The 25903-nt window shown below is 66.4% G+C and carries 25 protein-coding genes; 7 read left to right on the top strand and 18 right to left on the bottom strand.

Annotated features, from left to right (window positions below):
* The 3 genes from ACT6UX_RS06975 to argH all read right to left on the bottom strand — a co-directional run.
* On the bottom strand, positions 1 to 1741 hold a 1741-nt coding region (locus ACT6UX_RS06975; protein WP_444774420.1), incomplete at its 3' end, for a DUF4175 domain-containing protein.
* Between the two features lie 13 nt (positions 1742 to 1754).
* Positions 1755 to 3029, bottom strand: a complete 1275-nt coding sequence (gene lysA, locus ACT6UX_RS06970) for a diaminopimelate decarboxylase (protein WP_444774419.1) — start codon at positions 3027 to 3029, stop codon at positions 1755 to 1757.
* On the bottom strand, positions 3026 to 4480 hold the full coding sequence (gene argH, locus ACT6UX_RS06965; protein WP_444774418.1) for an argininosuccinate lyase: 1455 nt from the start codon (positions 4478 to 4480) through the stop codon (positions 3026 to 3028). The genes lysA and argH overlap by 4 nt, the downstream gene beginning before the upstream one ends.
* A 35-nt stretch (positions 4481 to 4515) precedes the next feature.
* On the opposite strand from argH, the gene ACT6UX_RS06960 reads away from it, so the two are divergent.
* The 4 genes from ACT6UX_RS06960 to nadC all read left to right on the top strand — a co-directional run bounded on the left by ACT6UX_RS06960 (position 4516) and on the right by nadC (position 8012).
* Positions 4516 to 5115: a TlpA disulfide reductase family protein gene (locus ACT6UX_RS06960; RefSeq protein ID WP_444774417.1), complete on the top strand. Its 600-nt coding sequence runs from the start codon at positions 4516 to 4518 to the stop codon at positions 5113 to 5115.
* 43 nt (positions 5116 to 5158) lie between these two features.
* Positions 5159 to 6091, top strand: a complete 933-nt coding sequence (locus ACT6UX_RS06955) for an NUDIX hydrolase (protein WP_444774416.1) — start codon at positions 5159 to 5161, stop codon at positions 6089 to 6091.
* A gap of 72 nt (positions 6092 to 6163) precedes the next feature.
* Positions 6164 to 7153 carry a quinolinate synthase NadA gene (gene nadA / locus ACT6UX_RS06950; protein ID WP_444774415.1) on the top strand — a complete coding sequence of 330 codons (990 nt, stop codon included), beginning with the start codon at positions 6164 to 6166 and terminating at the stop codon, positions 7151 to 7153.
* A gap of 4 nt (positions 7154 to 7157) precedes the next feature.
* Positions 7158 to 8012 (top strand): carboxylating nicotinate-nucleotide diphosphorylase, encoded by an 855-nt coding sequence (nadC, locus tag ACT6UX_RS06945; protein ID WP_444774414.1) that lies wholly within the window; start codon positions 7158 to 7160, stop codon positions 8010 to 8012.
* Between the two features lie 2 nt (positions 8013 to 8014).
* Here the strand turns inward: nadC and ACT6UX_RS06940 are convergent, their stop codons facing one another.
* From ACT6UX_RS06940 to ACT6UX_RS06885, 12 genes are all read right to left on the bottom strand, one after another.
* A complete protein-coding gene (locus ACT6UX_RS06940) occupies positions 8015 to 8476 on the bottom strand; it encodes a hypothetical protein (RefSeq protein ID WP_444774413.1) in 462 nt (153 codons plus the stop codon).
* A 28-nt stretch (positions 8477 to 8504) separates the two neighbouring features.
* A complete protein-coding gene (locus ACT6UX_RS06935) occupies positions 8505 to 9605 on the bottom strand; it encodes an NADH:flavin oxidoreductase (protein WP_444774412.1) in 1101 nt (366 codons plus the stop codon).
* Entirely contained in the window at positions 9602 to 11080 is a 1479-nt protein-coding gene (locus tag ACT6UX_RS06930) for a M81 family metallopeptidase (RefSeq protein WP_444774411.1), read from the bottom strand. The genes ACT6UX_RS06935 and ACT6UX_RS06930 overlap by 4 nt, the downstream gene beginning before the upstream one ends.
* 16 nt (positions 11081 to 11096) lie before the next feature.
* Positions 11097 to 11969, bottom strand: coding sequence for a 3-hydroxybutyryl-CoA dehydrogenase (locus tag ACT6UX_RS06925; RefSeq protein ID WP_422015764.1), 873 nt, complete (start codon positions 11967 to 11969; stop codon positions 11097 to 11099).
* A 21-nt stretch (positions 11970 to 11990) separates the two neighbouring features.
* Positions 11991 to 12926 carry an electron transfer flavoprotein subunit alpha/FixB family protein gene (locus tag ACT6UX_RS06920; protein ID WP_444774410.1) on the bottom strand — a complete coding sequence of 312 codons (936 nt, stop codon included), beginning with the start codon at positions 12924 to 12926 and terminating at the stop codon, positions 11991 to 11993.
* Between the two features lie 2 nt (positions 12927 to 12928).
* Positions 12929 to 13678, bottom strand: coding sequence for an electron transfer flavoprotein subunit beta/FixA family protein (locus ACT6UX_RS06915; RefSeq protein ID WP_444774409.1), 750 nt, complete (start codon positions 13676 to 13678; stop codon positions 12929 to 12931).
* Positions 13679 to 13832: 154 nt separating this feature from the next.
* Entirely contained in the window at positions 13833 to 14429 is a 597-nt protein-coding gene (locus tag ACT6UX_RS06910) for a cob(I)yrinic acid a,c-diamide adenosyltransferase (protein WP_444774408.1), read from the bottom strand.
* Between the two features lie 3 nt (positions 14430 to 14432).
* Entirely contained in the window at positions 14433 to 14645 is a 213-nt protein-coding gene (locus ACT6UX_RS06905) for a twin transmembrane helix small protein (RefSeq protein WP_295139987.1), read from the bottom strand.
* 6 nt (positions 14646 to 14651) lie between these two features.
* Positions 14652 to 16091 (bottom strand): flavin monoamine oxidase family protein, encoded by a 1440-nt coding sequence (locus ACT6UX_RS06900; protein WP_444774407.1) that lies wholly within the window; start codon positions 16089 to 16091, stop codon positions 14652 to 14654.
* Positions 16076 to 16729, bottom strand: coding sequence for an HAD family hydrolase (locus tag ACT6UX_RS06895; RefSeq protein WP_444774406.1), 654 nt, complete (start codon positions 16727 to 16729; stop codon positions 16076 to 16078). Before ACT6UX_RS06895 ends, ACT6UX_RS06900 begins: the two co-directional genes overlap by 16 nt.
* Before the next feature lie 12 nt (positions 16730 to 16741).
* On the bottom strand, positions 16742 to 17626 hold the full coding sequence (locus ACT6UX_RS06890; protein WP_444774405.1) for a TauD/TfdA dioxygenase family protein: 885 nt from the start codon (positions 17624 to 17626) through the stop codon (positions 16742 to 16744).
* 9 nt (positions 17627 to 17635) lie between these two features.
* Positions 17636 to 18604 carry a Bug family tripartite tricarboxylate transporter substrate binding protein gene (locus tag ACT6UX_RS06885; protein ID WP_444774404.1) on the bottom strand — a complete coding sequence of 323 codons (969 nt, stop codon included), beginning with the start codon at positions 18602 to 18604 and terminating at the stop codon, positions 17636 to 17638.
* Between the two features lie 99 nt (positions 18605 to 18703).
* On the opposite strand from ACT6UX_RS06885, the gene ACT6UX_RS06880 reads away from it, so the two are divergent.
* Both ACT6UX_RS06880 and ACT6UX_RS06875 read left to right on the top strand, forming a co-directional pair.
* On the top strand, positions 18704 to 19432 hold the full coding sequence (locus ACT6UX_RS06880) for a helix-turn-helix domain-containing protein (protein WP_444774403.1): 729 nt from the start codon (positions 18704 to 18706) through the stop codon (positions 19430 to 19432).
* 26 nt (positions 19433 to 19458) lie between these two features.
* Positions 19459 to 20988 (top strand): arylsulfatase, encoded by a 1530-nt coding sequence (locus ACT6UX_RS06875; protein ID WP_444774402.1) that lies wholly within the window; start codon positions 19459 to 19461, stop codon positions 20986 to 20988.
* A gap of 21 nt (positions 20989 to 21009) precedes the next feature.
* Here the strand turns inward: ACT6UX_RS06875 and ACT6UX_RS06870 are convergent, their stop codons facing one another.
* Positions 21010 to 21459, bottom strand: a complete 450-nt coding sequence (locus tag ACT6UX_RS06870; protein ID WP_444774401.1) for a hypothetical protein — start codon at positions 21457 to 21459, stop codon at positions 21010 to 21012.
* Positions 21460 to 21572: 113 nt separating this feature from the next.
* Here ACT6UX_RS06870 and bioB point away from each other — a divergent pair, with 113 nt between their 5' ends.
* A complete protein-coding gene (gene bioB / locus ACT6UX_RS06865; RefSeq protein WP_444774400.1) occupies positions 21573 to 22583 on the top strand; it encodes a biotin synthase BioB in 1011 nt (336 codons plus the stop codon).
* Positions 22584 to 22693: 110 nt separating this feature from the next.
* On the opposite strand, the gene ACT6UX_RS06860 is transcribed toward bioB, so the two are convergent.
* Positions 22694 to 24334 (bottom strand): acyl-CoA dehydrogenase family protein, encoded by a 1641-nt coding sequence (locus tag ACT6UX_RS06860; protein WP_444774399.1) that lies wholly within the window; start codon positions 24332 to 24334, stop codon positions 22694 to 22696.
* A gap of 141 nt (positions 24335 to 24475) precedes the next feature.
* On the bottom strand, positions 24476 to 25765 hold the full coding sequence (gene ccrA / locus ACT6UX_RS06855; RefSeq protein WP_428680428.1) for a crotonyl-CoA carboxylase/reductase: 1290 nt from the start codon (positions 25763 to 25765) through the stop codon (positions 24476 to 24478).
* Positions 25766 to 25903: the final 138 nt, after the last annotated feature.

Here is a 25903-nt window from a genome sequence, read left to right as displayed (position 1 = left end):
CGCGAATCTTGTCGAGCATCTTCTGAAGATCGTCGCCGGTGATGGTGTTGTTGGGATCCATCTTTTCCGCCTGCTCTTCCATGCGGCGGCGCTCGTCGGGATCCTTCATCTTTTCAGCGAGCTCGCGCTGCCAGCGTGCCATGGCGTCGTAAAGCTGCTGGATCAGCTTCTCGATCTCCTCGTCGCCGGCCTGGCGCTGCATGGCATCCTGCAGCTGCTGCCGCGCCTGCTCGACGGCGCGCTCGGCGTCGGACGTGGCGCCGCCTTCGAGGCGCATCGCGAGGTCCCAGAGCAGCTTCTGCGTGTCGGTGATCGTCTCCTTGTTGTCGTTCTGCGCGAGCCGCACCGAGCCGATGCGCAGGCCGAGCTGGACGACCGGATCCTCCCGGTAGCTCGACGGGTTGCCATGGATCATGCGCATACCGTCGGCGACGTCGATACGGTAGCCCTTGGGATCGCGGGTCAGCGCCTTGCGCAGCACGATCAGGGCGCGCGCCGTCGGGTCGTTGAACACCCGCTCGGGCAGAAGGAAGGTCTCGACCGAGCTGCGGCCCTTCTGGCCCAGCGCATCGGTCGCGAACAGCATCACCGTGACCTTGAGGCCGGCCCAGGGATGGCTGGTGAGATCGCGCACGAAGGTGTCAGAAATCTTCTTGGCATTGCCGGCGACCGGCAGGTCGACGCGCAACACCTCGGGCTCCTCGTCGCTGCTCAGCGCGTCGTCGCCCAGCACGCTGCCGTGCAGGCGCATCTGAAGCTGGACGCCCGTGATGCCGAAATCGTCGCCGGCCAGGTACTCGATCTTGGTCGACCATTTGTCGACGCCGATCGGCCGCGTGAATTCGATGGTCGGGGCGAGGTCGGGAATGACGTGGAGCTTCCAGCGCGCCTGCTCGTCGCCGCGCGCCTGCAGGGTAATCTGCTTGCCCTCGGTGATGACCTCCTCGACCTGGTACTTGCCCTTGCTGACGGTCGAGAATTCGGTGGCCTTGCCGTCGATCAGGAGCTGGGGCGGCTTGCGGCCGCGCACATCGTCGACGAAGCCCGCGATCTTGCTCCCGACAGGCACGCGCAGCACCTTGTCGGGATCGGCCATGTCCAGATAGACGGGCGGCTTACCGGTGTAGGCTGGCGGTGCGATCCACAGATTGGCGACGACCGGCGGCGGCGGCGGAAAGGCAGGCGTCACCGCGGCCGCCATGCGATCGCTGCGCCAGCCGCCCGCGACGGCGATCGCGACGACGAGCGCCAGCAGCGGCACGAAGCGCAGGGCCCACTTGTCGAGGCTGGCGAGGCCGGGATGGGCTGGCCGGTTGCTCAGGCTGGCGAGGCGCTCAGCCTCGCGGCGGCGATGAGCCTCCCACAGGGCCTTGGCCATCGGGTCGGCCGTGCCCGCGGCCAGATGGTCCTGCACAGCCACCAGCGGGCGGTGCGGAATGTTGCTGTCGCGCTCGAGCCGCCGGATCGAGGCTTCCCGCGTCGGCCAGGCAAAATCACGCAGGTGCCACCAGGCGAGGCCGGCGAAGGCGATCGCGAGGGCGGCGAGGATGCCGGTATGCACCCAGGGATCCAGACCGGCGAAAAGGTCGAGATGGGCGGCGGCAACGAAGAGCGCCACGAACGAAAGCAGCGGCACGAACCGGGGCCACAGGCCTTCCCATGCCAGAGCCGCCCGCGCCAAACCGATCTTGCGTCCCAGCCCGGGGGCCTGGATCGTCGGGGTGGTCTGGCTGGCGTCCATCGACGTCCTTTCGTTAAGCCTTTTTCGGCTCCATCCAGGGCGGGAACCGCTCGGCGGAGATCATCTCTTCGACGGTGGGCCTCGGTCGCGTAACCGCAAACCTCGTGCCATCCACCATCACCTCGGGCGCCAGCGGACGGCTGTTGTAGCTGGAAGCCATGACCGCCCCATATGCGCCCGCTGACCGTACCATCACGAGGTCGCCCGCCGCCAGCGGCGGCAGATCACGATTCTGCGCCAGGAAGTCACCGGATTCACAGATGGGACCGACAATGTCGCAACGGATCGTGGCGGCATCGCGGCGCGGCTCGCGCACCGGCAGAATATCGTGCCACGCTTCGTACAGGGTCGGACGGATGAGGTCGTTCATCGCCGCATCCACGATGACGAAAGTCTTGGCGGAGCCGGGCTTCACGAGGATGACCTCCCCCACCAGCACGCCCGCCTCGCCGACCAGCCGGCGACCTGGCTCGAAGGCCAGTTCGCAGCCCAGCCCCTCGGTCTCGCGCGCCACGACGGCCATGAGCTCGGCAATCGAGGGCGGCTTCTCGTCGGCATAGACGATCCCCAGCCCGCCGCCGATGTCGAAACGGTCGATCGTGTGGCCGTCCGCGCGCAGTTGCCCGATCAGCTCGCGCACCCGCACGATGGCATCCCGGTAGGGCGTGAGCGACGTGAGCTGCGAGCCGATATGCATGGCCACGCCCACGACATTGAGGTTCGGCAGCCGGCCGGCCAGCGCGAAAGCCTCGCGCGCCAGGTCGATGTCGATGCCGAACTTGTTCTCCTTGCGGCCCGTCGTGATCTTGGCGTGCGTCTTGGCGTCGACGTCGGGATTCACGCGGATGGTGATGTCGGCCTTGAGCCCGAGCTGGCCCGCCACCGCATTCAGCGTCTCCAGTTCGGCCGAACTCTCGACATTGATCTGGCCAACGCCGGCTTCGAGTGCCGCCATCAGTTCCGACGCCTTCTTGCCGACGCCGGAATAGATGATGCGATGCGCAGGAATGCCGGCCGCCAACGCCCGCTTCATCTCGCCCACGGAGACGATGTCGGCGCCGGCGCCCATCTCGCCGAACAGGCGGATGACGGCCAGGTTGCTGTTGGCCTTCATCGCGTAGGCGACGCTTGCGTTCATGCCCTTGATGCCGTCGGCGAACTCCTTCCACGCGGCGCGCAGGGCGCTGGCGGAATAGCAGTAGAAGGGCGTGCCGACCTGGGCCGCGATGGCGGCGAGCGCGACGCCCTCGGCGTGCATCTCGCCCTCCTTGTAAGCGAAGAAGCTCATCGTGCGCGTCCCCCGGCCTTGCCCAGGAAGCGACGCCGCGCGTCGGCGACGGCGCGCTCGACATTGGCCGGCGCGGTACCGCCCAGGCTCTTGCGGGCGTTGACCGAGGCCTCGACGGTCAGCACGCGATAGACGCTGCGGTCGATCTTGGGCTCGACCGCCTGCATCTCCTCGAGCGACAGCTTGTCGAGGTCGATGCCCTTGTCGGCGGCGATGCCGACCAGACGGCCGGTCACGTGATGGGCCTGACGGAACGGCAGGCCAACCTTGCGCACCAGCCAGTCGGCGAGATCGGTGGCCACGGAATAGTCGGCGGACGCCACGGCGCGCATGCGCTCCGGATTGGCCTTGAGGTCGCGGATCATGCCGGTCATCGCCGCGATGCCCAGTTCCAGCGAATCGGCGGCGTCGAACAGCGGTTCCTTGTCCTCCTGCATGTCCTTGCCGTAGGTCAGCGGCAGGCCCTTCAGGATGGTGCAGAGAGCGACGAAGCTGCCGACGATGCGGCCGACCTTGGCGCGCGTCAGCTCGGCGGCGTCGGGATTGCGCTTCTGCGGCATGATCGAGCTGCCGGTGGTGAAGGCATCCGACAGGGAGATGAAGCGGAACGGCGCCGAGCACCAGATCACGATCTCCTCGGAGAGGCGCGACAGGTGCACGGCGGTCGTCGAGGCGGCGGCGATGAACTCGACGACATAGTCGCGGTCGGACACCGCATCGAGCGAGTTGGCCATCGGCCGGTCGAAGCCCAGCGCCTTCGCGGTCTTGCGCGGATCGATCGGATGCGGCGAGCCCGCCAGGGCTGCGGCGCCCAGCGGCGATTCGTTGAGACGCGCGCGGCAATCGGCGAACCGGCTGCGGTCGCGGCCGATCATCTCGACATAGGCCATCAGGTGATGGCCGAAGGTGATCGGCTGGGCCGTCTGCAGGTGGGTGAAGCCCGGCATGATGGTGGCCGAATACTCGTCGGCACGGTCGATCAGGGCGGACTGCAGGTCGCGCAGCATCTCCTCGAACTTGTCGATCGTGTCGCGCACCCAGAGGCGCACGTCGAGCGCGATCTGGTCGTTGCGCGAGCGGGCGGTATGCAACCGCCCGCCGGTCGGCCCGATGATGTCGGTCAGCCGCTGCTCGACGTTGAAATGAATGTCCTCGAGCTTGGTCGAGAACTTGAACTTGCCGCTCTCGATCTCGGCCTTGACCTGGGCGAGGCCGCGCTTGATGTCGCGGCCGTCCTTGGCCGTCAGGATCCCCTGGGCCACCAGCATGTCACAGTGCGCCACGGAGCCCGCGATATCCTGCGCGTAGAGCCGCCGGTCGAAACCGATGGAGGCGTTGATCTTCTCCATGATTTCCGCGGGCCCGAGCTTGTAGCGGCCGCCCCACATCGTGTTGGAGCGACGATTGGAGCCACCCTTGGCCGCTCGCGCAGTCGTGTTCTTCCGTGCCATGAATTCAGCCATATATCCTTTTAGGAACGCGGCTTATGGCACATCCCCAGCGAGATTTCCTCCCCGGCAGACGGTCGGTCCTGGCAGGCGGCCTGGCCGCCCTCGCTTTGCCCGTCTTCGCGGGACAAGCATTCGCCGGCGTCAAGCCGGACATGGCCAAGGGCGCCATGGAGCGCTTCAAGATCGCCAGGACGCCGAAGCCCCTGCCCGACCTCGAGATCCAGAACGCCGACGACAAGCCGATGAAGCTCGGCGACTTCAAAGGCAAGGTCGTGCTTCTGAACTTCTGGGCGACCTGGTGCGCGCCCTGCGTGAAGGAAATGCCCAGCCTCGACCGCCTGCAGGCGGCTTTCCCGAAGGACAAGTTCCTGATCGTGCCGCTGTCGATCGACGGCCCGACCAAGCCCAAGGTCGCGCCTTTCTACAAGGACCAGAAGCTCGCCAATCTCGGCATCTATTTCGACAAGGGCCGCAAGACCATGCAGGGTCTCGACGTCACCCTGCTGCCGACCTCGATCCTGGTCGATGCCCAGGGCCGCGAACTCGGCCGCATCGAGGGCGACGCCGACTGGGACATGCCCGAATCGATCGCCCTGATGAAGGCGGCGATGGGCAAGGCCAAGGACAAGGGCTGACGGAACGCCCGGTCGCGCCGGGTTCGTGCATAATGCGGCGGACATGACGCCGCCTCCCGCGCCTTCCGACGCCGTTGCCATCGAACTCAATGCCGTGCTGGTCGCCCTGACGGCGAACCAGCCGCTGGTGCTCACCCTGGAGGACGGCACGCTCCTGCCGTCCGGCCCCTTTGCGACCGAGCATCCTACCTTGCAGAGCGGCGTGCGCGCCTGGGTCGAACGGCAGACCAACCATCCGCTGGGCTATGTCGAGCAGCTCTACACCTTCGCCGACCGCGACCGGCCGGCCTCGGACGGGCGCCGGCGCGTCGTGTCGATCAGCTATCTCGGCCTCACCCGCGAGCGCCTGTCGGCCGGCGCGCGCGATCCGGAATGGCGCAGCTGGTATCGCTATTTTCCCTGGGAGGATTGGCGAGCGGGCCCCTCGCCGCTGATCGCGGAAACCATCCTGCCGAAGCTCGCGACGTGGGTTGAGGCCGGGGGCGTCGCGGCGAGCCGACGGGAGCGGCAGCAGCGGGTCGACGTGAGCTTTGGCGACAGCGCCGAGACCTGGAACGAGGACATGGTCCTGCAGCGCTACGAGCTGCTCTACGAGGCCGGTCTGGTGCCGGAAGCGAGACACTCCGAAACCGATCCCGTGCCGGGCATGCCGATGCGCCACGACCATCGCCGGATCCTCGCCACCGGTATCGCGCGGCTGCGGGCCAAGATCAAATACCGGCCGGTCTTCTTCGAGCTGATGCCGCCCGAATTCACCCTGCTGCAGCTCCAGCGTGCCGTCGAGGCGCTGGCGGGACGGCCGATGCACAAGCAGAATTTCCGCCGGCTCATCGACGCGCAGGGGCTGGTCGAACCGACGGGCGCGTCGACCGCGGAGGCGCGTGGCCGCCCGGCCAAGCTGTTCCGCTTCCGCGGCGAGGTCGTCCTCGAACGCGCTGTCCTCGGCAGCAAGCTCCCCCTCTCCCGCCCGATCTGAAAACTTGACGCCATTAATGCTCATTCTTAGTATAAATAATTAATGCTCCCATTGAGCATAATGAGGTGTCAGATGTCGTTAGCCTTTTCGCCGGACCTGATGGCCCGCACCGCACCGCTCTATGACCGCGTGAAATCGGTGATCCCCTCGATCGAATGGCCGGCCTTCGCCGAGGACATCGATGCCATTCTGGCCCTGAAACGGGAACGGGACGCCGTGATCCTCGCGCACAACTACCAGACGCCCGAGATCTTCCACTGCGTGGCCGACATCGTGGGCGACAGCCTGGCGCTGGCCCGCGAGGCCATGAAGGTGGATGCCGGGACGATCGTCCTGGCCGGCGTCCATTTCATGGCCGAGACCGCCAAGCTCCTCAATCCGGCCAAGCGGGTGCTGATCCCCGACCTCGACGCCGGCTGCTCGCTCGCCGCCTCGATCACCGCCGCCGACGTCCGGCTGCTGCGCCAGCGCTATCCCGGCGTGCCCGTCGTGACCTATGTGAATACGTCGGCCGCGGTGAAGGCCGAGAGCGACGTCTGCTGCACCTCTGGCAATGCCCGCAAGATCGTCGAGAGCCTCGGCGTCCCGAAGGTCATAATGCTGCCCGACGAGTATCTGGCGCAGAACATCGCCGCCGAAACCGGCGTCGAGATCGTCACCTGGGCCGGCCACTGCGAGGTGCACGAACGGTTCACGGCGCAGGATATCCGTCAGCTGCGCGCTGGCCACCCCGGCATCGTCGTGCTCGCCCATCCGGAGTGCCCGCCCGAGGTGGTGGGCGAATCGGACTTCACCGGCTCGACCGCGGCGATGATCGAATATGTCGATGCGAAGCAACCGGCGCGGGTCGTCCTCGTGACCGAATGCTCGATGAGCGACAACGTCGCCGTGCAGCATCCCAAGGTCGAGTTCATCCGACCGTGCAATCTCTGCCCGCACATGAAGCAGATCACCCTGCCGAAAATCCGCCGGACGCTCGAAACGATGCAACACGAAGTAACGATCGACCCCAGCGTCGCCGCGCCGGCGCGGCGGGCCGTCGAACGCATGCTGGAAATCTGAGGCCATGACCATGATCCCCTCCCTTCCGCATCTCATGGTCGAACCGGTGGTGCGCGCTGCCCTCCTCGAGGATCTCGGCCGCGCCGGCGACCTCACCACCGACGCGATCGTGCCGGCGACGGCACGGGCGAAGACGGCCCTGGTCGCGCGCCAGCGGGGCGTCGTGGCAGGGCTCGGCGCAGCGGTCACGGCCTTCCGGCTGGTCGACCCGTCGATCGAGATCGCCATCGAACGGCCCGACGGCACGCCGCTCGCGCCGGGCGACCGCATCGCCACCATTGCCGGTCCGGCGCGCGGCATGCTGACCGCCGAGCGGGTCGCCCTGAACTTCCTCGGACATCTGAGCGGCGTGGCCAGTGGCGCCGCCACGCTGGTCGAGGCGGTGAGCGGTCACAAGGCACGCATCTGCTGCACCCGCAAGACGATGCCGGGACTGCGCGCCCTGCAGAAGTACGCCGTTCGCGTGGGCGGCGGCATGAACCACCGCTTCGGCCTCGACGATGGCGTCCTCATCAAGGACAACCATGTCGCCGTGGCCGGCGGCATCCGGCCGGCGATCCTCGCGGCCCGCCGTGGCGTCGGTCATCTCGTGAAGATCGAGGTAGAGGTCGATACGCTGGGTCAGCTCGAAGAAGCGCTGGCGACCGGCGTCGACGCCGTCCTGCTCGACAACATGACCCCCGACCAGCTCGCCACAGCGGTCCAGATGATCGACGGCCGCGCCATCGCCGAGGCGTCCGGCCGCATCACGCCGCAGACCGCACCCGCCATCGCGGCCAGCGGCGTCGACCTGATATCAGCCGGCTGGCTCACCCACAGCGCCAGCGTCCTCGACATCGGCCTCGACTGGGCCGCGTGACGTCAGTTACTCACTTCGCAGTGCTTGCCCATTTCCTTGCAGACCCGCAGTACCGCCTGGACGACCAGCGACGCGGTCGAGCCTTCGCCCGCGGCGGCATGGCCCGCGATCATGAGCTGGGAGACGTCGTCGTTGAACGGGACGACGTTCAGCGTGGCGGTGCGGTCGCCCTCGGCGATCTGGAGGCGGCGTGCCCCCGGGTCCTGCATCAGGATGCGAACCGAGGGATTCTTCCGCGCGAGGTCGAGCGCGGTCGAGAAGATCTTGTCGGCGTGGGCATCGAGCAGGACCGTCGCGAAATCGTAGCCGGGCCGGCCGTCCGGCTGGCCACCTTCGGTCATCTGGTGGATGCGGCCCAGCGCCTTGCGGGCCACGAACACCCATTGCGCCTCGGCCGGCGCAAACGGCAGCGCCAGGCTGGCGAGCATGGCGGTCGCGAGGAGAGGCTTGAAAAACGGAGGCATGCGACGTCTCCCTGATTGGCGCGGTATCTTAAGCGAGCGTCGCCAGCGACGACGCCGAGAACGGCGCCAGTTCGGAGAAGCGGCCCGCACGCACCTTGGCCGCCCACTGCGGATCGGCCAGCAAGGCGCGGCCGACCGCCACGAGATCGAACTCGCCCTGCTCCAGCCGGGCCTCCAGTTCGCCGAGATCGCCAATCTCGGAATCCTCGCGCGTCCGGAACGTCTGCACGAAATCCGCGCCCTTGAGGCCGACCGAGCCCACGGTGATCGTGGGCTTGCCGGTGAGCTTCTTGGTCCAGCCCGCAAGGTTGAGGGTCGATCCCTCGAACTCGGGCTCCCAGAAGCGGCGCGTCGAGCAGTGATAGATGTCGGTGCCCGCCTCGGTCAGCGGCTCGAGGAAACGCGCCAGCTCGTCGGGCGTCAGCGCCAGCCGCGCCGTGAAGTCCTGCTGCTTCCACTGCGAGAAGCGGAAGATGATCGGATAGTCGGCACCGACCCGCGCCCGGATCGCCCTCACGATCTCGGCGGCGAAGCGCGTGCGCTGGACGAAGTCCCCGCCCCAGACGTCGTCGCGCTTGTTCGCGCCCTCCCAGAAGAACTGGTCGATCAGGTAGCCATGCGCGCCGTGGATCTCGACGGCATCGAAACCGATCTCCTGGGCGGCACCGGCGGCCCGCGCGAAGGCATCGATCGTGTCGGCGATGTCGGCCTCGCTCATTGCCGGACCGACCGGCTTGCCGGACGCGGACAGGCCGGACGGACCGTCCGACGGTGCCTCGGGATGATGGCCGGTGCCGGTCTTGCGCATCATGCCCTGGTGCCAGAGCTGCGGCGCGATCTTGCCGCCGGCGGCATGCACTTCCTCGACCACCCGCCGCCAGCCGGCAAGGCTTGCCGGGGAATGAAAGTCCGGCACGTTGGTGTCGTTGGAGGCAGCCGGCCGGTCGACCGTGGTGCCTTCGGTAATGATGAGACCGACGCCGCCTTCGGCGCGGCGGCGATAATAGGCCGCGACGTCGGCGCCAGGGATACTGTCGGGACTCTTGGAGCGCGTCATCGGCGCCATCACCAGACGGTTGGGCAGCGACAGCGACTTGGTCGCGAAGGGTCGGAAGAGCGGGCTGGTCATGGATGTCTCGCTTGCAGGAAATCTACGTCGCCGTAGGGATAGAATTTCTTCAGGTCGACGTTGCGATAGGGCAATCCGTCGAGCCGCACGGTGCCGAGGAAGGGCTCCACAGGCTCGACGAGAAGGATGGTCCGGGCGAAGCCGCTATCGTCGAAGCCACGCCGGAAGTGCACCCGCGACTTGATGGCGATCGCCTTGAACTGCGCGAGATCGAACCAGACGAGATCCGACGGTTCCATGATCTGCGTGAGATAGCGGCTGATCAGCACGACATTGCCGCGGCCGAAGCCGACGCTCACCCAGAGTGAGCCATACGCTTCCACCGCGCCTACGACCTTGCCGGTGACGCGCACCGGCTGGCCGGCCGATTCGTCGACAAGGCCGCCGATCTCACGATCAAAGGGGTCGCCCACCTTCACGCCCTCGACCTTCAGCGCATCGATGACCTTCGCATCCGCGATCGTGGCGATCAGCACGTCCGACAGATCCTGATCGATCACTTCCTTCAGGATCCAGGTCGCGTAGCCCGACCGGTCGCTATGGTCCGCCAGCACCACCGGCGTCTCGCCACGCGCCATGGCTTCCTTGGCGAGCCGGACGCCCTCGGGAATCGGATGGACCTTCGCGGTGTTCAGCAGCGCGTCACGACGGCGCCAGGCCCAGGACGACATGTCGTCGGCCACCCTCTGGGCCAGCGCCGCATTGCCGTTGGTCATGACCTGGAAGCAAAGGCCGACGTCCGGCACGTCGGCGAAGGGGAAGCCGAAGAAGACATTCACGTAAACGTCGGGCTCGCGGGCTTCCCAGACGAGGGCGCGCTGCACCAGGTCCATCCACGGCGAGGCGCCGGTCCATTGCAGCACGGTCGGCGTGATGATCGGCACCTTCACCGTTACCGTGGCGGGCACGTAGTCGCCGCGGATCGCGCGCACCAGCATGCGCGCCGCGCGCTCGCCCTGCAGGTGGCTGTCGTAGTGCGGGAAGTATTTGACCGTGAAGGCCATGTCGGCCTCGGCCAGGAACGCCGCATCCTCGTTGCCGTGCGGATCGAAGGTGCCGACGATGAAGGCCTTGCGCCCGACCACCTCGCGCACGCGCCGCGCGATGTCGGCCTCCGGTCGCGCGACGCCGCGCACGCCCATCGCCCCGTGCAGGCTGAGATAGACGCCGTCGAACGGCCCCTGCTCCTTCAGGCCGGCGACCATCCGGCCGACAAAGGTCTCGTAGGCTTCTTCCGTGATCCAGCCCGAGCCGGTGCCGGTGCGCGGCCACAGCGGCGATTCGATGCCGACCAGTTCGACACCGTCATACTCGCGCGCCACCTTCACGAACCCGCCCATGTAGGACCTGGGATCGTGCGCCAGCAGCGCTTCGCCGCTGGCCGGCGAGCCGGGATAGGTGAAATCGGCGAGCGTGGTGTCGTTCGGGAGGAACGTCACCGTCTCGTGGGCGAACTGCAGGACGGCGATACGCATCGCGCCGCCCGCCCCGTCAGCGCGTCGGGACCGGGCGCTCGCCGGAATAGTCGTAAAAGCCGCGCTTGACCTTGCGGCCGATCCAGCCAGCCTCGACATACTTCACGAGCAGCGGGCACGGCCGGTACTTGGAATCGGCCAGACCCTCGTGCAGCACCTGCATGACCGAGAGGCAGGTATCGAGGCCGATGAAGTCGGCCAGCTCGAGCGGGCCCATCGGATGGTTGGCACCCAGCTTCATGCCGGTGTCGATCGCCTCGACGTTGCCGACGCCCTCGTAGAGCGCATAGACCGCCTCGTTGATCATCGGCAGCAGGATGCGGTTCACGATGAAGGCCGGGAAATCCTCGGCATTGACCGGCTTCTTGTCGAGCTTGACCACGACCTCGCGCACCGTGCGGAAGGTCTCCTCCTCCGTGGCGATGCCGCGGATCAACTCGACCAGCCCCATCAGGGGGACCGGGTTCATGAAGTGCATGCCCATGAACTTGCCGGGCCGGTCGGTGACGGCGGCGAGCCTCGTCACCGAGATCGACGAGGTGTTGGTGGCGAGCAGGACGTTGGCCGGCAGGCCCTCGCAGACCTTCTTGAAGATCTCCCGCTTCACCGCCTCGTTTTCGGTCGCCGCCTCGACGATCAGGTCGCAATCGGCGAACGCCTTGTAGTCGGTGGCGGTCGAGATGCGGTTGAGCGCCGAATCCTTGTCTTCCGGACGGATCATGCCACGGCCGATCTGCCGGTCCATGTTGCGTCCGATTGCATCGAGGCCCTTGTCGAGATGGGCCTGGTCGACATCCGCGAGACGGATGTCGAAGCCCTTCAACGCGCAGACATGGGCGATGCCGCTGCCCATCTGGCCGGCACCGATGACTCCGATGCGCTTGATCATGATGGGTACCCTCGGGTTACTTTACTTTTTCTCGATCGCGGCGGTGAGCTCGGGAACGATCTGGAAGAGATCGCCCACGAGACCGTAGTCGGCCACCTGGAAGATCGGGGCTTCCTCGTCCTTGTTGATCGCCACGATCGTCTTGCTGTCCTTCATGCCGGCGAGATGCTGGATGGCGCCGGAGATGCCGATGGCGATGTAGAGGTCGGGCGCGACCACCTTGCCGGTCTGGCCGACCTGATAATCGTTCGGCACGTAGCCCGCATCGACCGCCGCGCGGCTGGCGCCGAGGCCGGCGCCGAGCTTGTCGGCCAGGGTCTCGAGCATCTTGAAGTTCTCGCCGCTCTGCAGGCCGCGACCGCCGCTGACAACGATCTTGGCGCTGGTCAGTTCGGGGCGCTCGCTCTTGGAGAGTTCGGCACCGACGTAGGAAGACAGGCCCTTGGCGCCCTCGCCGCCGATCTTCTCGATCGCCGCCGAACCGCCGCCCGCTGCCGCCTTGAAGTTGGTCGGGCGCACGGTGACGATCTTGATCTTGTCGGCCGTCTGGACAGTGGCCATCGCGTTGCCAGCGTAGATCGGCCGCACGAACGTGTCGGGCGACACGACCTGGATCGCCTCGGAGACCTGCGCGACGTCGAGCAGCGCGGCAACGCGCGGCGCGATGTTCTTGCCGACCGAATCGGCGGCCATCACGACGTGGCTGTAGTTCGGCGCGAGCTTCACGACCAGCGGCGCGATGTCCTCGGCCAGCCAGTTGGCATAGGCCGCATCGTCGGCCTGCAGCACCTTGGTGACGCCGGCGATCGACGCAGCCGACTTGGCCGCCTCGTCGCAGTTGCTGCCGGCCACGAGGACCGTGACGTCCGGATCCATCTGGCCCGCCGCGGTGACGGCGTTGGCGACGTTGGCCCGGACAGCTTTGCCGTCATGCGCGGCGACGACGAGAACGCCCATGATCAGATCACTCCCGCTTCGTTCTTCAGCTTGTCGACGAGTTCGGCGACGGTCTTCACCTTGATGCCGGACTTGCGCTTCGGCGGCTCCTCGACCTTCAGGGTCTTGAGGCGCGGCGCGACATCGACGCCCAGCGCGTCCGGCGCCAGCGTCTCGATCGGCTTCTTCTTCGCCTTCATGATGTTCGGCAGCGACGCGTAGCGCGGCTCGTTGAGGCGCAGGTCGGTCGTGATCACGGCCGGCATCTTGATCTTGATGTTCTCGAGGCCGCCATCGACCTCGCGCTTCACCTCGACCGAGCCGTCGGCGACGTTCAGCTTGTTGGCGAAGGTGCCCTGCGACCACCCCAGCAGCGCGGCCAGCATCTGGCCGGTCTGGTTGGAGTCGTCGTCGATCGCCTGCTTGCCGACGATGACGAGGCCGGGCTGTTCCTTGTCGACCACGGCCTTCAGCAGCTTGGCGACGGCCAGCGGCTGCAGTTCGGTATCGGTCTGCACCAGCACGCCGCGGTCCGCGCCCATGGCGAGCGCCGTGCGGATCGTCTCCTGGCACTGTGCCGGGCCGGCGGAAAAGGCGATGACTTCGGTCGCGGCGCCCTTCTCTTTCATGCGGATCGCCTCTTCAACGGCGATCTCATCGAAGGGGTTCATCGACATCTTGACGTTAGCCGTCTCGACACCCGTGTTATCGGCCTTGACGCGGATCTTGACGTTGTAGTCGATGACCCGCTTGACCGCGACCAGCACTTTCATCGCGTTGCGCCTATCGGTGAGTTGAGGCCGGACCGACCCGTCCGGCGAAGGGGTTTTCGTGTAGGGGTGTTGAGCCGATCATGTCAAGGCTATGGCGCACTGCACAAGACCGCAGGGTGGAAGCTTTTTTCCCGGCTTTTCAACAGGTTGCCGGCTAGCGCGCCCCGCCCGGCACCCACAACACATCTGCTGCGCCATTGTCGTTGAGCCGGCGGGCCAGCACGAACAGGTGATCCGACAGCCGGTTGATGTACTTGATCGCCTCCGGGTTGATCTCCTGCTCGGCCGCCAGATGCGTCATGCAGCGCTCGGCCCGCCGCGCCACCGTCCGGGCGAGATGCAGCCACGACGCGGTCTCGCTGCCGCCCGGCAGAATGAAAGACTTGAGCGGCTGCAACTCGGCGTTCATCGCATCGATTTCGTGCTCGAGACGTTCGACCTGGGAGGCCACGATACGCAGGGCCTGCTCGTCGCGCTTGGTCTTGCCCTCGGGTGTGCAGAGATCGGCGCCGAGATCGAAAAGGTCGTTCTGGATCCGGGCCAGCATCGCATCGGCCTCGGCGAGCCGTGGATCGCTGCCGCCGGCGCGCGTGATGGCGCTACGCGCCAGTCCGATCACCGAATTGGCCTCGTCGGTCGTGCCATAGGCGTCGACGCGGATATCGTGCTTGGCCACGCGTTCGCCGCGGCCGAGCGACGTCATGCCGGTGTCGCCGCCGCGCGTATAGATGCGGTTGAGGGTGACGGCCATCGCCTAGCTCCTGCTCGCGAAATACCAAAGGAGGATCAGCACCACGGTGAGGAGCTGCAGGCGCACGCGCCACCACATCATGCGGTTGCTGCGGCGACTGCCCTCGATGTTGCCGTCCTGGTTGCGGCTCATGTTGATCAGGCCGGCGAACAGCGTTCCGAGCGTCGCAAACGCAGACACCAGCACGAGAACGAAAAGAACATTGGCGAGGGTCATGAGGGCTTATCCCGCATTGTGCCGGCCCGCGCCAGTACGGGCGCCAGCCCAAGGCCGTGCATCGCGCGACGCGGGCGTGCCGGTGGCGAGGCGAAAGATCGTCTCCGCGGTCTGCTCGGCCGACCACAGCGCCGCATGGACCGTGCCGTACTCGACCGGCTCCGTCGCCTCGCCGGCGAAGAACACGCGATTTCCCAACGGGCGGGCGTGGGCAGTACAGTCGTCGGGATCGCTGCCGACACCAGGATAGGAATAGCCGCCGCGCGACCAGGGATCGCTCAGCCAGCGCGGGAAGACCATCGCCTCCGGCTCGGGAACGTTCTCGCCGAACATCGCGCGCAGGGATCGCATGGCCACGCCCGTCACCTCCGCGTCGCTCGCCTCGCGGTCGAGATGAATCGCGGTATGACCGTTGCAGAAACTGAGGAGGATCGGCAGGCCGGTCTCCTGCTGGTGGCTGACGAAGGTGTTGAAACCACCGCGCCGCTCCGGCGAGTCGGGAAGCCGCCCGAACCACTTCGGCGACTCCGGCCAGAAGCGGCGCGGGAAGCGCAGGTAGATCTTGCCGAGGACGCCCGCCCCGTAACCGATGCGACCGATCGCTGTGCGCTGCGCTTCCGGAGGAGCAGGATCGAGCACCGGCAGTCCGGCACGGAGTAGTCCGACGGGCACGGCAATGACCGCACGGTCCGCCTCGACTCGCTCGCCGCCCTGCAGGATCGCGGTCACTCCGCCACCCGTCCAGACGACCCGTTCGACCGCCGCACCCTGGCGGATGGTCAGTCCCTGCGCGACGTCCTCGACGAGAGACCGGTAGCCGCCCTTCGGCTGGGCGTTGCGCTCGAGACCTTCGGTCGGAAACCACTCCTCGGCCGCCACCGCTTCCCAGGGCGCGCTCTGCACGCCCTCGCTCATCTCGACGAAGGTCGCGACCACCAGCCGGTCGATCTCCGGCAACCATGACGCCGAGAGCAGCGGCTCGACGGCTTCGCGCACGGAGATCGAGCGCGGACCGCGAACACGGGTCAGCGCCTTGCTTTTCCAGCTGGCCCATTCGATGGCGGCCTTGAAGGCCATCCGCCCCATCACGGCACGCCGGCGCTGGCCCTCGCGCGTCGGCGAGGTCGCCCGCTTGTCGATCAGCAGACGCTCTCCCTGCGATTCGACCAGGTCGATGCCGAGCTTTTCGCACCAGAGGGTGAGCGGATTGCCGTCGACACCGTGAACCCAGGAGCCGCCGAGATCGACCGGCGCGCCGACGCGATCGTCCGTCCAGGTCCGGCCGCCGATACGCCCACGCGCTTCGAGCACGGTGACGGTGAAGCCCGAATCGTGAAGCAGTCTGGCGGCAACCAGCCCCGCCATGCCGGCCCCGACGACGATGACGCGCTCACCGTTAGCCGCCCCCATCGACCAGGAGCCGGTGCGGCTCACCGTCCGGCCCATGCCAGCATCGGCAGCGACGACATCGACCCGAAGGTCCGGCCGCCCGCCGCCTGCAACGCTGCGGCGTCGCTGTGGGTCGCCCCGACATAGGCCAGTGCGCGCATACCAGCGGCCCGCGCCGCCTGGATGCCCGGCAACGAGTCCTCGACGACCGTGCAGTCGAAGGGCTGCTCGTTCATCTGTATCGCCGCGTGGAGGAAAAGATCCGGAAACGGCTTTCCGCGCGGCACCTGGCTCGAACTGAAGATGCGGCCCTCGAAGCGCGACCACAGGCCGGTGATGCCGAGCGTGACCCGCATCTTGTCGAGACCGCCCGAGCTCGCGACACAGGTCGCGATGCCCGCCGCCTCGATCGCATCGATCGCCTCGACGACGCCCGGCACGGTCGTCAAAGGGGCGTCGCGAAAGGCCTGCAAGGTGTCCGCCTGCAGGCGGTCGACGAAATCGTCAGGCAAGGCGCGGCCGAGTTCGCCCTCGACGATCTCCACGCAGGACTTCATCGAGCGGCCCATCAGGCGCCGCATCGTCTCCTCGACGTTCCAGTCGAGGCCCTCGCGCCGGAGCGCGCGGGCAAAGCAGGTGTTGGCGAGGGGCTCGCTGTCGACCAGCACCCCGTCGCAATCGAATATGACCAGCACGCCCCAGGAGTATCAGTAAGGCTTGTCGCCTGCCACCGTGACCCGGTTGCCGCTGCGGGTGTGCGGCCAGTAGTCCCACATCGCGCGATGCTGGACGCAGCGATTGTCCCAGAAGGCGATGGAATTCTCCTGCCAGCGGAAGCGGCACTGGAAGAGCGGGTTTTCCATGTGTTCGTAGAGATAGCGCAGGATCGCGTCGCTCTCGTCTCGCGGCAGGCCGACCAGCGAGCGGGTGAAACCGCGATTGACGTAGAGGCCCTTCTTGCCGGTCACGGGGTGGGTGCGCACCACAGGGTGGATGGCCCGCGGATACTCCGGCTTGTCGACGACATTGTAGTTCTTGTAGAGGCCGCGATAGACCGACTCGCCGTCATGCACGGCGGTCAGGCCGTCGAGATAGGTCTTCATGCGGTCCGACAGCGCCTCGTAGGCCGCGTACATGCTGGCAAACAGCGTGTCGCCGCCCTTAGGCGGGCACTTCTTGATGTAGAGGATGCTGCCCATCGGCGGCTCGAGATCGCAGCTCACGTCGGTGTGCCAGCCCTCGCCGTTGGCACGCGGCGAATCCTTGTCGGCATGGATGATCATCAGCTCCGGCTTGCCGGGTTCGCTCGGCGCCGCGGGATGGGTGTGCAGATCGCCGAACAGGCGGCCGAAGGCCAGATGCTGGTCCTGGCTGATATGCTGGTCGCGAAAGAAGATGACCAGATTTTCTGCCAGAGCGCGATGGATCTCATCCTGCTGCCGGTTGGACAGCGGCTGGCTGAGGTCGATGCCGCCGATCTCGGCGCCGAGGATCGGCGTCAGCTTATCGAGGGTGATCGTCTCGTACGGTGCACTTTCGTCGGTGGTGTGCCGGTAGCGCGGGCCGGCATTGGCGTTCAGCGATCCTGCCATGGGTCTCTCCTATTCAACCTTGATGTTGGCTCGACGGATGATCTGGCCCCAGCGCTCCTTCTCGGCGCTGGCGAAGGCTGCGAACTCGGCCGGACGCATGAGCTTCGGCGTGCCGCCCAGGGCTGCCAGGCGCTCCACGACTTCCGGCATCGCCGACACGGTGTAGAGGCCGGCATTGATGCGGTCGACGATCTCGGCCGGCGTTCCCTTCGGCGCATAGAAGCCCGTCCAGGTCGTCAGCAGGACTTCGGGAAGACCCGCCTCCGCCGCCGTCGGCATGGTGGGCACGGCCGCATAGCGTTCGCTGTCGGTGACGAACAGTCCCTTCAGCGCGCCGCGGTCCATCGCGATCTTGGCGTTGACCGTGTCGATCATCATGAAGGTGAGCAGGCCGCTCTGCACGTCGGGTATCGCCTGCGGATTGCTCTTGTAGCCGACATAGACCGCATCGACTCCCGCCCCCATCTTGTAGAGTTCCGAGGCGACACGCGCCGGCAGCGCCCCCGCCCCATAGTTGTGCTTGCCGGGCTCGGCCTTCAGCTTCGCCGTCAGCTCCGCCGCACTGTTGATCGGGCTGTTCCTGTCCACCAGCAGCACGAAGGGCGACGTGCCCATGCGCGAGATCGGCGCAAAGTCGGCGATGGGGTCATAGGGCAGCTTGTCGTAGATCGCGGGATTGACGACCTGCGTCATCGCCGAGGTGGCGAAGAGCGTCAGCCCGTCGGGCTTCGCTCGCGCGACCGACTCGGCCGCCGGAATGCCATTGCCGCCGCCCTTGTTGTCGATCACGACGGGCTGGCCCCACAGCGCCGAGAGGCGCTCGGCATAAACGCGGGCGCTGATGTCGGTCGCCGCGCCGGCCGGAAACGGCACGACCATCGTCACGCGTCCCGCGGGATACTTCTGCGCCTGTACGATCGCCGGCGCCGCAAAGGTCGCCGCGCCCAGCCCCATCCCGAACTGTCGTCTACCGATCATGCTTCCTCGTCTTTTCTTGTTACGACGAAGTTAAACGCGTTTGACGGGTGCCGCCTCGATCAAGTCGACAGAGTCCGTATTACGGAATAGCCTCGCGCCATGGCCATCGAGCCCGTTCGCCGCAGTTTCGCAATCCTCGAGGCGCTGAGCCGGCGGCCGCATGCAACCATCGCGGCCCTGGCGGGCGAAACGAGCCTGCCCCGCCCCACGATCGTGCGCCTGCTCGGGACGCTGGTCGAACTGGGATATGCGACCCAGGTCTCCCGGACGCTGGGCTATCGCCTCACCGATCGCGTTCTCGCGCTCGCGCAGGGCATCCGTTTCATCGATCATCTGGTCGACATCGCCGCGCCGCACATGCAGCGCTTCACGCAGGATCATGGCTGGCCGCTCTATCTCGGCTCGATCAGCCACCACGCCATCACCATCCGCTATTCGACCGCGGCCGAGAGCCCGATGTCGTTCGAGCGGACGGCGCTGCAGCGCCGCAGCCCGATCCTCTCGGGCGCGCTCGGTCGTGCGTGGCTCGCCTTCTCGACGGACGAGGAACGGCGCGCGATCCTGCGCGACCTCGGCGTCCGCTACGATGCGAAACTGGCAGCGGCCTTTGCGCGAATCCGCCGTCAGGGCCATGCCTTCTCGGCCGTGACGCGCACCGCCCGGCTGCAGGGCATCGCCGTCGCCATTCAAAGCAACGATCGTGTTCTTGGGTGCATTTCGATGCGCTTCACGCGCTCGGCAATGAACGAATCCGAGGCCGGCATACGCTATGGCGCACCGTTGACCGCGCTCGCACAGGCCATCGCCATCGACGCCGCAAGCGGGTAGTTTGCGCGCAATTCAACGGAGGAAACATGTCGGCATTCGACGCCATCGCAACGCAGACCGTGCGCAAGGCAAACCATCTCGAACCCGCGTTCGTGCATAAGGAAAACGTCGAAGCCGCAGCGCGGAAACTCGCCGCCCGGAACAAGAAGCCCAACATCCTGATCTACCTGATGGACGATGTCGGCTGGGGCGATTTCGGTTGCTACGGCGGTGGCGTGGCCGTCGGCGCGCCGACGCCCAATTTCGACAGGATCGCGCGCGGCGGCCTGCAACTCACCTCGTGTTACTCCGAGCCTTCCTGTTCGCCGTCGCGCGCCACGCTTCACACCGGCCGCGTCCCCAACCGCCACGGGCTGCATCGCCCGCCGATGTACGGCGAACCCGGCGGCCTGCAGGGCGAGATCACCTTGCCGATGCTGCTCGGCCAGGCCGGCTACACGACACAGGCGGTCGGCAAGTGGCATCTCGGCGAGAATGTCGAAAGCCAGCCGCAGCATGTTGGCTATGACGATTTCTACGGCTTTCTCTCCGTCTCCGACATGTACACGGAATGGCGCGACCCGCACTTCTTCCCCGAGATCGTCTACTCGGACGCGCGCACCGAGTGGATCAAGAACATGCCCTTCAACCGCTGCTTCGTGCACGCGACCAAGGGCAAGGAACTGACCAACGTCGAGGAGGTGACAATCCCCGTCCTCTCCGAGCTCGACGAGAAGTGGTGCAAGTATTCCGAGGCGTTCATCGAGAAGCAGGCCAAGTCGGACAAGCCGTGGCTGCTCTACCACTGCACACGCGGCGCCCACTTCGACAATTATCCGGGCGAGAAGTTCCTCGGCAAGTCGCCGGCCAAGCATCCCTACAAGGACACGCTGCTCGAACTCGACGAGATCATGGGCCGCCTGGTCGAGGCGCTGCGCAAGTCGGGCCAGCTCGAGGACACGCTGATCTTCATCTCGTCCGACAACGGACCGCACATGGAGACCTGGCCGGACGCCGCCTTCACGCCGTTCCGCTGCGCCAAGGGCTCGACCTGGGAAGGCGGCGTGCGCGTCCCCGGCCTGATGTACTGGCCAGGCACGATCGAGGCCGGCCGCCAGAGCGACGGGCTGTTCGACTTCAACGACATCGTGCCGACCGCGCTCGGCCTGGCCGGCGCCTCGGAGCTCCTGCCATCCGACCGCTACATCGACGGCGTCGACCAGAGCTCGTTCCTGCTGGCGCCGGACGGACTCTCCAACCGCAAGTACCACTACTATTGGCTGAGCCAGACCTTCTCGGGCATGCGCTGCGGCGAATACAAGATGGTGCTGTCGGCCACGAGCGACAACGCGACCGACGCCTTCGGCACCGGCGGCTTCACCGGCGTGCTGGAGCGCTACACCTATCCGAAGCTGTTCAACCTCTATCTCGACCCGAAGGAGCAGCACAATTACCTGACGCGCAAGCTGGCCTACATCGAGGCCTTCCAGCTCGGCATGCGCAACCACCTGGGCACCTTCAAGAAGTACCCCGCCAAGAAGATCATGGGCATCAAGGTGGCGGACAAGCGCGACTGACGGCCGGGCAATCTCTTGTATTCAGAGGTTGGCGGCGTCGATCACCCGGCAGAGGGCACTGCGAACATAGTTCGAGTCCGCAGTCTGGCCGGCCTGGATCATGAATACGGCATCGACACGCGTGCCGTTGCCGGATTTCCGGGCCGTGACACGCAGGGCCTGCGGACGGCCGGAGCCACTGGTCTCCCGCACGGTCGTCAGCGCGCCCGCCTCGGCATCGACCCCGATATTGCTAAAACCCTCCGCCAGCATGGCCGCACGCAAGTTCTTCAGCGCCGTTGGTTGCGGCAGGTTGGGGAATTCGCGCCAGGAGCGGAAGTTCATCGCCGTGACCCGAGCCGTTCCCTCGACGACGAAGTTCTGCTGGCAAACGCTCTGCGTCATGGTTTGCGCCCAAGCAGGCGCAACGCCGAACACGACTACGACAACGAACCACTTCATGATTTCGCCCGCAAATAGTTTCTCGCCCATAACGCAACAAGGATCGGAGTCTTTTTTGCGGCATCTTCGAGCGGTATCCCGCCGAACCGGTCATCGTTATTAAAGTGCCCGACAAGAGTTCCGCGTGAGTGAGAGGATTGGTCATGGACATGTTCGCCCGCCACCCGGCCGCCGGCGACGACCGTACGACGGGCATCCGGCACGATTGGTCCCGCAGCGAGGCCGAGCGTCTCTATGCGCTACCCTTCGCCGACCTGATGTTCGAGGCGCAAACGATCCATCGCCGGAATTTCGATCCCAATCACGTCGAGACGGCCAGCCTGCTCAGTATCAAGACGGGGGGCTGCCCGGAGGATTGCGGCTACTGTTCGCAGAGCGCCCACTACGACACCGACGTGAAGGCGACGCGCCTCATGGAGCATGACAGCGTCGTCGAGACAGCGCGCCGCGCGAAGGAGGCCGGTGCCAGCCGCTTCTGCATGGCCGCCGCCTGGCGCAATCCGAAGGATCGCGATCTCGATCGGGTGTGCAACATCGTGAGCGCAGTCAAGGAACTCGGCCTGGAGACCTGCGCGACGCTCGGCATGCTGAAGCCCGAGCAGGCGGCCCGGCTACGGCAGGCCGGCCTCGACTTCTACAATCACAACGTCGACACCTCACCGGAGTTCTACGGCCAGATCATCACCACGCGCACGATGCAGGACCGCATCGATACTCTCGCCCGCGCGCGCGATGCTGGCCTCAAAGTGTGTTGCGGCGGGATCGTCGGCATGGGCGAACAGGTCGAGGACCGGCTGGGCATGCTCCTGCTGCTCGCGAACCTGCCGAGCCATCCCGAAAGCGTGCCGATCAACCTCTGGAACGAGGTGAAGGGCGTGCCGGTGAACGAGACGGCCGACCGCCCCGATCCGATCGCCCTGGTCCGCCTGATTGCGGTCGCACGGATCATGATGCCCAGGAGCGTCGTGCGCCTGTCGGCGGGCCGTCAGTACATGACGGACGAGATGCAAGCGCTGTGCTTCCTGGCCGGCGCCAACTCGATCTTCATCGGCGACGTGTTGCTGACAACGAGGAATCCGCAGCGCAATCGTGACGCCGAGCTGCTCGATCGTCTCGGCATCAAATCCGCACTCCGGACAGAGAACCTGGCCTGAACCAGCCACGCTGGACGGCGGCTCCAGAGTCCTTGTCCGGCGAGATGGAATCACCAATCCCACCTCATTCCCAGGAATGCTCCTCGGAATGAGGTGGGATAGTCAAAATCCTAGTTGCGGCCCTCGATCAGGCCGCGGCAGACGACCTGGGCCTGGATCTCAGCTGCACCCTCGAAGATGTTGAGGATGCGGGCGTCGCAGAGGACCCGGCTGACGGGGTATTCCATCGCGTAGCCGTTGCCGCCGTGGATCTGCAGCGCATTGTCGGCATTGCTCCAGGCGACGCGGGCGGCCAGCAGCTTGGCCATGCCGGCCTCGATGTCACAACGCCGGTCGGAATCCTTCTCGCGCGCGGCGAAGTAGGTGAGCTGGCGGGCGATCATGGTCTCTACCGCCATCCAGGCGATCTTTCCCGCAACGCGGGGGAAGGCGTAGAGCGGCTTGGCGAACTGGATGCGGTCCTTCGCATAACGCAGGCCGAGTTCGAGCGCGTTCTGGGCCACGCCGACGGCGCGGGCCGCCGTCTGGATACGGGCGCTTTCGAAGGTCGCCATCAGCTGCTTGAAGCCCTGCCCTTCCTTCTCGCCCAGCAGGTTGGCGGCCGGCACCTCGAACCCGTCGAAGCCGATCTCGTATTCCTTCATGCCGCGATAGCCGAGCACCCTGATCTCGCCGCCGCTCATACCCTTGGCCGGGAATGGATCGGCGTCGGTGCCACGCGGCTTCTCCGCGAGGAACATCGACAGGCCCTGATAACCGGGCTTGGAGGCATCGCTGCGCGCCAGCAGGGTCATGATGTCGGCGCGCGCGGCGTGGGTGATCCAGGTCTTGTTGCCGTTGATTTTGTACGTCTCGCCATCGAGCACGGCGCGCGTGCGCAGGCTGGCCAGGTCGGAGCCGGTGTTGGGCTCGGTGAAGACCGCGGTCGGCAGCAGCTCGCCCGAGGCGATGCGCGACAGGTACTTCTTCTTCTGCGCCTCGGTGCCGCCGGAACGGATCAGCTCGGCCGCGATCTCCGAGCGGGTGCCCAGCGAGCCGACGCCGATATAGCCGCGCGACAGCTCCTCGGTGACGACACACATGGCGAGCTTGCCCATGCCCAGCCCGCCCCACTCCTCCGGGACGGTGAGGCCGAAGACGCCGAGATCGGCCATCTGCTGCACCACGGGCAGCGGGATCAACTCGTCGCGCAGATGCCAGCCATGGGCGTGCGGCGCCACCTCGGTGTCGACGAAGCGGCGGAACTGACGGCGCACCTCTTCGAGCGCCTCGTCGCCCAGTTCGAGCGACCCGAAGCCGCCGGTGTCGAGACCGTCCGCAATCAGCTCGGCGATGCGGCCGCGCACTGCCGGCGTGTTGCCGGCGATCAGCTTCGCGACGGCCGGCGTCTCGAGCGCCGAACCATCGAGGCCGAAGTCGCCCGGCCGCACGATCTCGACCTGGCTGATGGCGATGCCGCCCTTGAGCTGCGCCAGATATTCGCCATAGGCCGACTGCAGGATCAGGCTTTCGAGTTCGCCGCCCGCGCCCGCCTCGGCCCAGCGCCGCATCTGGCGCAGCGCCGCCACGTAGGTCGCGATCCAGGCGAAGCCGTGCGCCGCGAACTGCTCGCGCTCGAGCAGCTTCGGATCGACCTTGCCCTGCGGCGCCACCAGCGCCCGCACCGCTTCGCGCGCGGCGGTCTCATGGCGGCCGGCGGCACCCTCGGCTTCGGCGCAGAGGGAAAGAAGGTCAGGAAGAATCAGAGACATGGCGGACTCGAAATCATCTCCTCCCCCGTCCTACGGGGGAGGTGCCCCGGAGGGGCGGAGGGGGAAAGCAACAAGCCGGAGTGGGGCTCTCCCCCTCCGGCCTTCGGCCACCTCCCCCGTAGGACGGGGGAGTAAGTCCGACTACTCGTCGAGCGCGTCCTCGAGGGTGCGCAGGCCGGGGCGCTTGGCGGAGACCAGCACCGCCATGTTTCCGGGCTTGTGCTGGTTCTTCCACATCTTGGTGTGGGCCTTGGGAATGTCGGCCCATTCGAAGACTTCGCTCATGCACGGATCGATGCGGCGCTCGATCACCAGCTGGTTGGCCTGGCTGGCCTGCAGCAGGTTGGCGAAGTGGCTGCCCTGGATGCGCTTCTGGCGCATCCACACGAAACGCGCGTCCATGGTCAGGTTGAATCCGGTCGTGCCGGCGCAGAACACCACCATGCCGCCGCGCTTCACGATGTTGCACGACACCGGGAAGGTCTGCTCGCCGGGATGCTCGAACACGAAGTCGACGTCGTTGCCCTTGCCGGTATGTTCCCAGATCGCGGCGCCGAACTTCCGCACCTTCTTCATGTACTCGGCATAGGTCTTCTGGTCGTCGACGTCGGGTAGCTGGCCCCAGCAGTCGAAGTCGTTGCGGTTGATGACGCCGCGCGCGCCGAGCGACATCACGAAATCCTTCTTCGACGGATCGGAGATCACGCCGATGGCGTTGGCGCCGGCCGTTGCGATCAGCTGGATCGCCATCGAGCCGAGGCCGCCGGCCGCGCCCCACACCAGCACGTTGTGGCCGGGCCGCAGGATGTGCGGGCGATGGCCGAACAGCATGCGATAGGCGGTCGCGAGGGTGAGCGTGTAGGAGGCGCTCTCCTCCCAGGTGAGATGCGCCGGGCGCTTCATGAGCTGCCGCGCCTGCACCTTGCAGAACTGGGCGAACGAGCCGTCGGGCGTCTCGTAGCCCCAGATCCGCTGGCTGGTGGAGAACATCGGGTCGCCGCCGTTGCACTCCTCGTCGTCGCCATCGTCCTGGTTACAGTGGATGACGACCTCGTCACCGACCTTCCAGCGCTTCACCTTGGCGCCGACCGCCCAGACGATGCCCGAGGCATCGGAGCCGGCGATGTGGAAGGGTTGCTTGTGCACGTCGAACGGCGAGATCGGCAGGCCGAGACCCGCCCACACGCCATTGTAGTTCACGCCGGCGGCCATCACGAGGACCAGTACCTCGTCCTCGCCGATCGTGTGGGTCGGCACGACCTCCAGCTGCATGGACTGTTCCGGCGGGCCGTGACGGTCGCGCCGGATGACCCAGGCGTACATGTTCTTCGGCACATGTCCGAGCGGCGGAATCTCCCCGACTTCGTAAAGATCCTTCTTCGGCTGGTTGGCCGTGGGATGAGGGCGAGCCGCGAAAGCGACGACGGACATGGCAAATCCTCCTGCGTTGCAGCGAAACTATTGCTGCATTCGCGAGAGTGCAATGCACAAATACGATTCGGAACGGTTGGCACAGGGGAAAAACAACAAAATTACCCACGCCCTGCGGAAATTCCGCATTGCCGGCAA

Origin of the sequence: Reyranella sp. (genome assembly GCF_052439685.1) — a bacterium.
Lineage (GTDB): Bacteria > Pseudomonadota > Alphaproteobacteria > Reyranellales > Reyranellaceae > Reyranella.
The sequence above is the reverse complement of the archived record's forward strand: the minus strand, read 5'-3'. Positions and strand labels throughout refer to the sequence as shown.